The sequence below is a fragment of the Mesorhizobium sp. M4A.F.Ca.ET.020.02.1.1 genome (genome assembly GCF_004022645.1).
In the GTDB taxonomy this organism is placed as follows: domain Bacteria; phylum Pseudomonadota; class Alphaproteobacteria; order Rhizobiales; family Rhizobiaceae; genus Mesorhizobium.
This window is the reverse complement of record NZ_RZOI01000334.1, coordinates 1-6,395: the sequence shown is the minus strand read 5'-3', so window position 1 is coordinate 6,395 and position 6,395 is coordinate 1. Positions and strand designations below refer to the sequence as shown.

Annotated in this window: 6 protein-coding genes; all 6 read right to left on the bottom strand. The window is 65.7% G+C overall.

The annotated features are described in order from the left end of the window. On the bottom strand, window positions 1-893 hold an 893-nt coding region (locus EN742_RS20140), incomplete at its 3' end, for a UDP-N-acetylglucosamine--N-acetylmuramyl-(pentapeptide) pyrophosphoryl-undecaprenol N-acetylglucosamine transferase (protein ID WP_148670166.1). Window position 894: 1 nt separating this feature from the next. After that, window positions 895-2,046, bottom strand: a complete 1,152-nt coding sequence (gene ftsW / locus EN742_RS20135) for a putative lipid II flippase FtsW (RefSeq protein WP_126053897.1) — start codon at window positions 2,044-2,046, stop codon at window positions 895-897. Next, window positions 2,046-3,446: a UDP-N-acetylmuramoyl-L-alanine--D-glutamate ligase gene (gene murD / locus EN742_RS20130; protein WP_127406054.1), complete on the bottom strand. Its 1,401-nt coding sequence runs from the start codon at window positions 3,444-3,446 to the stop codon at window positions 2,046-2,048. Before murD ends, ftsW begins: the two co-directional genes overlap by 1 nt. Window positions 3,447-3,454: 8 nt before the next feature. Next, window positions 3,455-4,537 carry a phospho-N-acetylmuramoyl-pentapeptide-transferase gene (mraY, locus tag EN742_RS20125; protein WP_127286005.1) on the bottom strand — a complete coding sequence of 361 codons (1,083 nt, stop codon included), beginning with the start codon at window positions 4,535-4,537 and terminating at the stop codon, window positions 3,455-3,457. A gap of 26 nt (window positions 4,538-4,563) precedes the next feature. After that, entirely contained in the window at window positions 4,564-5,997 is a 1,434-nt protein-coding gene (locus tag EN742_RS20120; protein WP_128333193.1) for a UDP-N-acetylmuramoylalanyl-D-glutamyl-2,6-diaminopimelate--D-alanyl-D-alanine ligase, read from the bottom strand. Further along, window positions 5,994-6,395, bottom strand: a 402-nt coding sequence (locus EN742_RS20115; protein WP_281034979.1) for a cyanophycin synthetase, incomplete at its 5' end; no start/stop codon positions are given. The genes EN742_RS20115 and EN742_RS20120, both read right to left, overlap by 4 nt.

The window sequence follows — 6,395 nt, the reverse complement described above, 5'->3', positions numbered from 1 at the left end:
GCATTCGCCGCCTGGTCGTGGTCGAGCGCGTGCGGATAGGGCACCAGCAGCGCCGGCCGGCCGATGACGGCGATCTCCGACACGGTCGAGGCGCCGGAGCGCGACATCACCAGGTGCGACGCCGCCATCCGCGCCGCCATGTCGGTGAAGAACGGCGACACCTGCGCCTCGACGCCCAGCGACGCATAGGCCGCCTTGACCCGCGCCACGTCCTCGGCGCGCGCCTGCTGCGTGATCATCAGCCGCTTGCGCTCGGCCTCCGGCAGAAGCCCGATTGCCGCGGGCACGGCGTCGGAGAAGAACTGCGCGCCCTGGCTCCCGCCGAACACCAGGAAGCGGAATGGCTCATCGCCGGTCGAAGCCACATAAGGCGTCTTTGCCGCCTCCAGGATCTGCGGCCTGACCGGATTGCCGGTGGTCACCGTCTTGGCGCCGGCAGCACTTTCGTCCTCCGGCAGGAAACCGCCGGCGATGGCGTCGACGCGGCCGGCCAGCGCCCTGTTGGCGCGGCCCATCACCGCGTTCTGCTCATGGATCAGCGACGGCACCCTGCGCCGTGTCGCGGCATAAAGCGGCGGCAATGTCGGATAACCGCCAAAGCCGACGACGGCTTCCGGCTTGATCCTGGCGATGATCTTCGAGGCCTGCCGCACACCGCGCCAGATCGTCCAGAAGGCCGACAGCACCGCCAGCGGATTCTTCGAGCCAAGCGTCGCCGACTGGATCGGATGGATGTTGACAGCCGGGAACTGGCCGGAATAGCGCTCGGCGCGATGGTCGGTGGCCAGATGCACCTTCCAGCCGCGCTCATTGAGCTCATGTGCCAGCGCTTCGGCCGGGAAGAGATGTCCGCCCGTGCCGCCCGCCGCCAGAAGGATCACACCCCGCGACATATCACTCCGCCGGCATGGCGCGCTGCGGGAAGGAAAAACCCATCTGCTTGCGCTTCTCGGGCCGCCTGCGCGTCAAGGCCAGCACCATGCCCATCGAGATGGCGATGGCGATCTGCGAGGAGCCGCCATAGGAGATGAACGGCAGCGTCATGCCCTTGGCCGGCATCAGTTGCAGGTTGACGCACATGTTGATGGCCGACTGCAGGCCAAACACCGTGACCAGACCGCCAACGGCATAGCGCGCGAAGTCGTCGTGTTCCTTGAGCGCGGTGTTGAGGCCGCGCAGCACGATGAAGGCGAAGATCGACATAATGAAGAAGCACATCACCAGCCCGAACTCCTCGCCGGCGACCGAGAAGACGAAGTCGGCATGACTGTCGGGGATGACCCGCTTGACCGTGCCCTCGCCCGGGCCGACGCCGAACCAGTGGCCATTGATCAACGCCTCGCGCCCCATGTCGACCTGGAAGGTGTCGCCCTCGCCGGTCAGGAACTTGTCGATGCGGGCGGCGACGTGTGGAAACACGGTATAGGCGGCGAACAGGCCGCTGACGCCGGTGACGCCGAGCGCGATGATCCACAGCCACGGCAGGCCCGCCATGAAGAACATGACCCCCCACGTGCCGGTCACCAGCATGGTCTGGCCAAGGTCGGGCTGGGCGACGAGAAGCGAGACGACCAGAACCAGGAGCAGCAGGGCAAACAGATTGCCGGGAATGTCGGGCTGGCGCTTGTGCTCGGCGAAGAGCCATGCGCAAACGATGACGAAGGCCGGCTTCAGGAACTCCGACGGCTGGATGGAGAGGCCGGCAAGCGATACCCAGCGCCGCGCGCCTTTGACCTCGACGCCGACATAGAGCACCGCCACCATCAGCACCAGCATGGTGCACAGGATCACCAGCGCCATGCGCCGTATCTGCCGCGATTCCAGGAAGGAGACGGCGAGCATCACGCCGAGCGCCGGCACGGTGAAGATGATCTGCCTGGTGGCGAAGTGGAAGCTGTCTAGGCCGATGCGTTCGGCCACCGCCGGGCTCGCCGCGAAGGAGAGCACGATGCCCAGACCCATCAGCGACAGGAATGCCGCCAGGAACCAGCGATCGATCGTCCACCACCAGGTGGCTACCGGACTTTTGTCGAGACGGCTTTGCATTAACGTGCCCCTCCGATGGGTTTCACGCCATCTATAGCGCTCGCAGCTTGCCTGAAGGCTTCGCCGCGCACTTCGAAATTCTTGAATTGGTCGAAACTGGCGCAGGCGGGCGACAGCAGCACGACCGCCTCGCCGCCATCGTCATTGGCGGCGTCGCGCGCGGCATGCTCGACAGCCGCCGCCAGCGTACCGGAGATCTCGTAGGGCACCGCCTCGCCCAGCGTCGCCGAGAAGGCGGGTGCCGCCTCGCCGATCAGATAGGCCTTGGCGATGCGCGGGAAGAAGCCGCGCAGCGGCTCGATGCCGCCTTCCTTGGGCAGGCCGCCGGCGATCCAGTAGATGCGGTTGAAGCTGGACAGGGCTGGAGCCGCCGCATCGGCATTGGTCGCCTTGGAATCGTTGACGAAGAGCACATGGCCCTTGCGGCCGACCTGCTCCATGCGATGCGCCAGGCCCGGAAAGCTTTCCAGCCCCGCCTGGATCTCGCCGAGGTCCAGCCCGACCTTGAGACAGGCGGCGACCGCGGCCAGTGCGTTCTGCGCATTGTGCTGGCCGCGTAGCGAGCCGATACCTTCCAGGAAGGCGACACGACTGTAACGGCCATGCACGGCTTCCATCAGGTTGCTGCCATCGGCGAAGTAGCCGTCGGTCAGCGGCAGGCGCTTGGAAATGCGGATGACCGGCCTGCCGGCGCGCTCCAGCCGGTCGGCGATCTGCGCGCACCAGGAATCGTCAACGCCGACGATTGCCGTCTCGCTACCGGCCACCAGCCGCTCCTTGATCGAGGCGTAGTGCGCCATGGTGCCGTGGCGGTCGAGATGATCGGGTGTCAGGTTGAGCAGGATGCCGGCCGTCGGATTGATCGAGGGCGCGAGGTCGATCTGGTAGGAGGAGCATTCGACGACGTAGTGGCGTCGCTCTTCCGGTGGATCGAGCGTCATGATGGCGCGGCCGATATTGCCACCCATCTGCGTGTCGCGCGCCGCCGATTTCAGGATATGCGCGGTCAGCGCCGTGGTCGTTGATTTGCCGTTTGTGCCGGTAATGGCGATGAAGGGAGCCGTCGGCGCCCGCAGGATCCGCTCGCGGCAGAACAGCTCGATATCGCCGATGACCTCGACGCCGGCGCCCCGCGCGAGTTCCACCGTCCAGTGAGGCTTCGGATGTGTCAGCGGCACGCCGGGCGACAGCACGAAGGCGGAGAAGCGCGACCAGTCGGCACCGTGCAGGTCGCCCGTCGCGATCCCGGCGGCGGCGGCCTTGGTGACGCTATCCGGATTGTCGTCCCAGGCAAGGATGTCGGCCCCGCCAGCGATCAGCGCATGCGCGGTCGCGATCCCCGAACCGCCGAGCCCGAAGAGCGAAACGCGCTTGCCTGAAAAGGATGAGGCGGGGATCAAGCGGCGGCCTATCTGAGCTTGAGGGTCGACAGGCCGACCAGCGCCAGGATCACCGCGATGATCCAGAAGCGGATCACCACCTGGCTTTCGGTCCAGCCGAGCTTTTCGAAATGATGATGGATCGGCGCCATCAAGAATACGCGCTTGCCGGTCATCTTAAAGTAGCCGACCTGGATGATGACCGACAGGATCTCGACCACGAACAGGCCGCCGACGATAACCAGCACAATCTCGTGCTTGGTCGCGACCGCGACCGTGCCGATCAGGCCGCCCATCGCCAACGAGCCGGTGTCGCCCATGAAGATGGCGGCCGGCGGCGCGTTGAACCACAGGAAGCCGAGGCCGGCGCCGATCACCGCGCCAAGCACCACCGCCAGTTCGCCGGTGCCGGGAACGAAGTGGATCTGCAGATATTCGGCGAACACGGCGTTGCCGGAAAGATAGGCGATGACGCCGAAGGATGCGGCCGCGATCATGATCGGCACGATCGCCAAGCCGTCGAGGCCGTCGGTCAGGTTCACCGCGTTGCCGGCGCCGACGATGACGAAGCAGGAGAACGGCACGAAGAACCAGCCGAGGTTGATGATAAATTCCTTGGCGAAGGGAAAGGTCAGCGACGAGGAGAACGGCGCCTGACCGTTATGCATGATCACCCAGGCGGCGATGCCGGCGATGACGAATTCGATCGCCAGCCGCGCCTTGCCGGAAAAGCCGAGATGCGACTGTTTGGTCACCTTCAGATAGTCGTCATAGAAGCCGATCGAGCCGAAGCCGATGGTCACCAGCAGCACCACCCAGACATAGATACTGGAGAGGTTCGCCCACAGCAGCGACGAGCCGATGATGCCGGAAAGGATCATCAGCCCGCCCATGGTCGGCGTGCCAGCCTTCTTGAAATGTGTCTGCGGGCCATCGGCGCGGATCGGCTGACCCTTGCCTTGCCGCAGCCTCAGCGAATTGATGATGGTCGGCCCGAATATGAAGACGATCAGCGCCGAAGTGATCAACGCCCCGCCGGTACGGAAGGTGATGTAGCGGAAGACGTTGAAGACAGAGATCTTGTCCGCAAAATCGACGAGCAATGTGAACATGAAATTCCGTCCCTCGGACCTGACCCCTAGGTCTGTTCAATGGTTGCGGCTTGCGCCGGAAATTTGCTGAGCAACGCCTCGACCAGCTTTGAAAATCCAATGCCTTTCGACGACTTGACCATGACCACGTCGCCAGGCCGCACCGCCGACAGCAACAGCGGCTTCAACTCCTCGGCGCCGGCGCGGTACTCGGTATTGACGTCGCTGGGCAGTATTTCGGCGAGCGCCCGCATTTCGGGGCCGCCGAGAAAGACGGTTTGCGTGCCCGTGCCGATAATCAGCTCGGCAAGCGCTGCATGCAGCTTCGCCGAATGGCTGCCGAGCTCCAGCATGTCGCCGAGCACCGCGATGCGCCTGCCCTCGCCCGACACCGGCGTGGCGTTGAGCAGCGCCATGGCCGCCGCCATCGACGCCGGATTGGCGTTGTAGCTCTCGTCGATCAGTGTGATCGGCCCCTTTGGATGGCGCAGTATGTGGCGTTTGCCGCGGCCGCGCTCGGCCGAGAGGTCGGCCAGCGCCGAGGCCACCTTGCCGAGATCGGCGCCGACCAGCTGCGCCGCGCCCAGCACGGCCAGCACATTCTGCACCATGTGGCGGCCGGGCGCGCCCACGCGGGCAAGGACCTCCCGACCGTCGATCTTGGCGGCGATAACGGAATGGTCGGCGTCGAGCTCACATTTCACCAGCCGGAAGGTCGAGCGGGCATTTTCGCCAAAACTGTAGACATGCTCGACACCGGCGGCCTTTGCCATCTTGTCGAGCAGCTTCCAGCGGGAATCGTCACGGTTGAGCAGCGCCGCCCCATCCGGCTCCAGCCCTTCGAATATCTCGGCCTTGGCCTGGGCAATCTCGTCGAGGTTGCGGAAGAAGCCGAGATGCGCGGCCGCAATCAGCGTGACGATGGCAACATGCGGCCGAACCATCTTGACCAGCGGCCGGACCTCGCCCGGATGGTTCATGCCGATCTCGAACACGGCATAGTCGCAACTCTCGGGCATCCGCGCCAGTGTCAGCGGCACGCCCCAGTGGTTGTTGAACGATTGCGCCGAGGCGTGCACGGTGCCGACCGCCGACAGCACGTGGCGCAGCGCCTCCTTGGTGGTCGTCTTGCCGGCCGAGCCGGTCACCGCGATGATCCTGGCCCCGGAGCGGGCGCGCGCGGCGACGCCCAGTCTTTCCAGCGCCACCAGCACGTCCTGCACGACGATCATCGGTGCCGTCAGCCGCCCCAGCGACGGCAGCTTGCCTTCGGCGACCACCAGCACGCCGGCCCCGGCCTTGACGGCCGCGGTCGCGAAATCATGGCCGTCCATCGTCTCGCCCTTGATCGCGAAGAAGGCATCCCCGGGCTGCAGGCTGCGGCTGTCGATCGAAATGCCCGATATGCCTTGCGGCATGACGCCGATCGGCCGTCCGCCCATCGCGTCGACCAGCGCCTCGGAGGTCCAGAGCAGGCTCATGCCGCGCGCTCCCTGAGCGCCGCGCGGACTTCCTCATGGTCGGAGAAATGGAACGTTTCGCTGCCGATCGTCTGGCCTTCCTCGTGCCCCTTGCCAGCCACGATCAGCGTGTCGCCGGCATGGAGCATGGCCACCGCCTCGTGGATCGCCCTGCGCCGGTCGCCGATCTCGATGGCGCCGGGTGCGGCCGCTAGGATCGCGGCGCGGATCGTTTCCGGCACTTCCGAGCGCGGATTGTCGTCGGTGACGATGACGACGTCGGCGAGCTGCGTCGCAATCTCGCCCATGATCGGCCGCTTGCCGCGATCGCGATCGCCGCCGCAGCCGAAGACGACGATGACCCGGCCGGTCGTAAACGGCCGCACCGAGGCCAGCACGTTTTCCAGCGCATCCGGCTT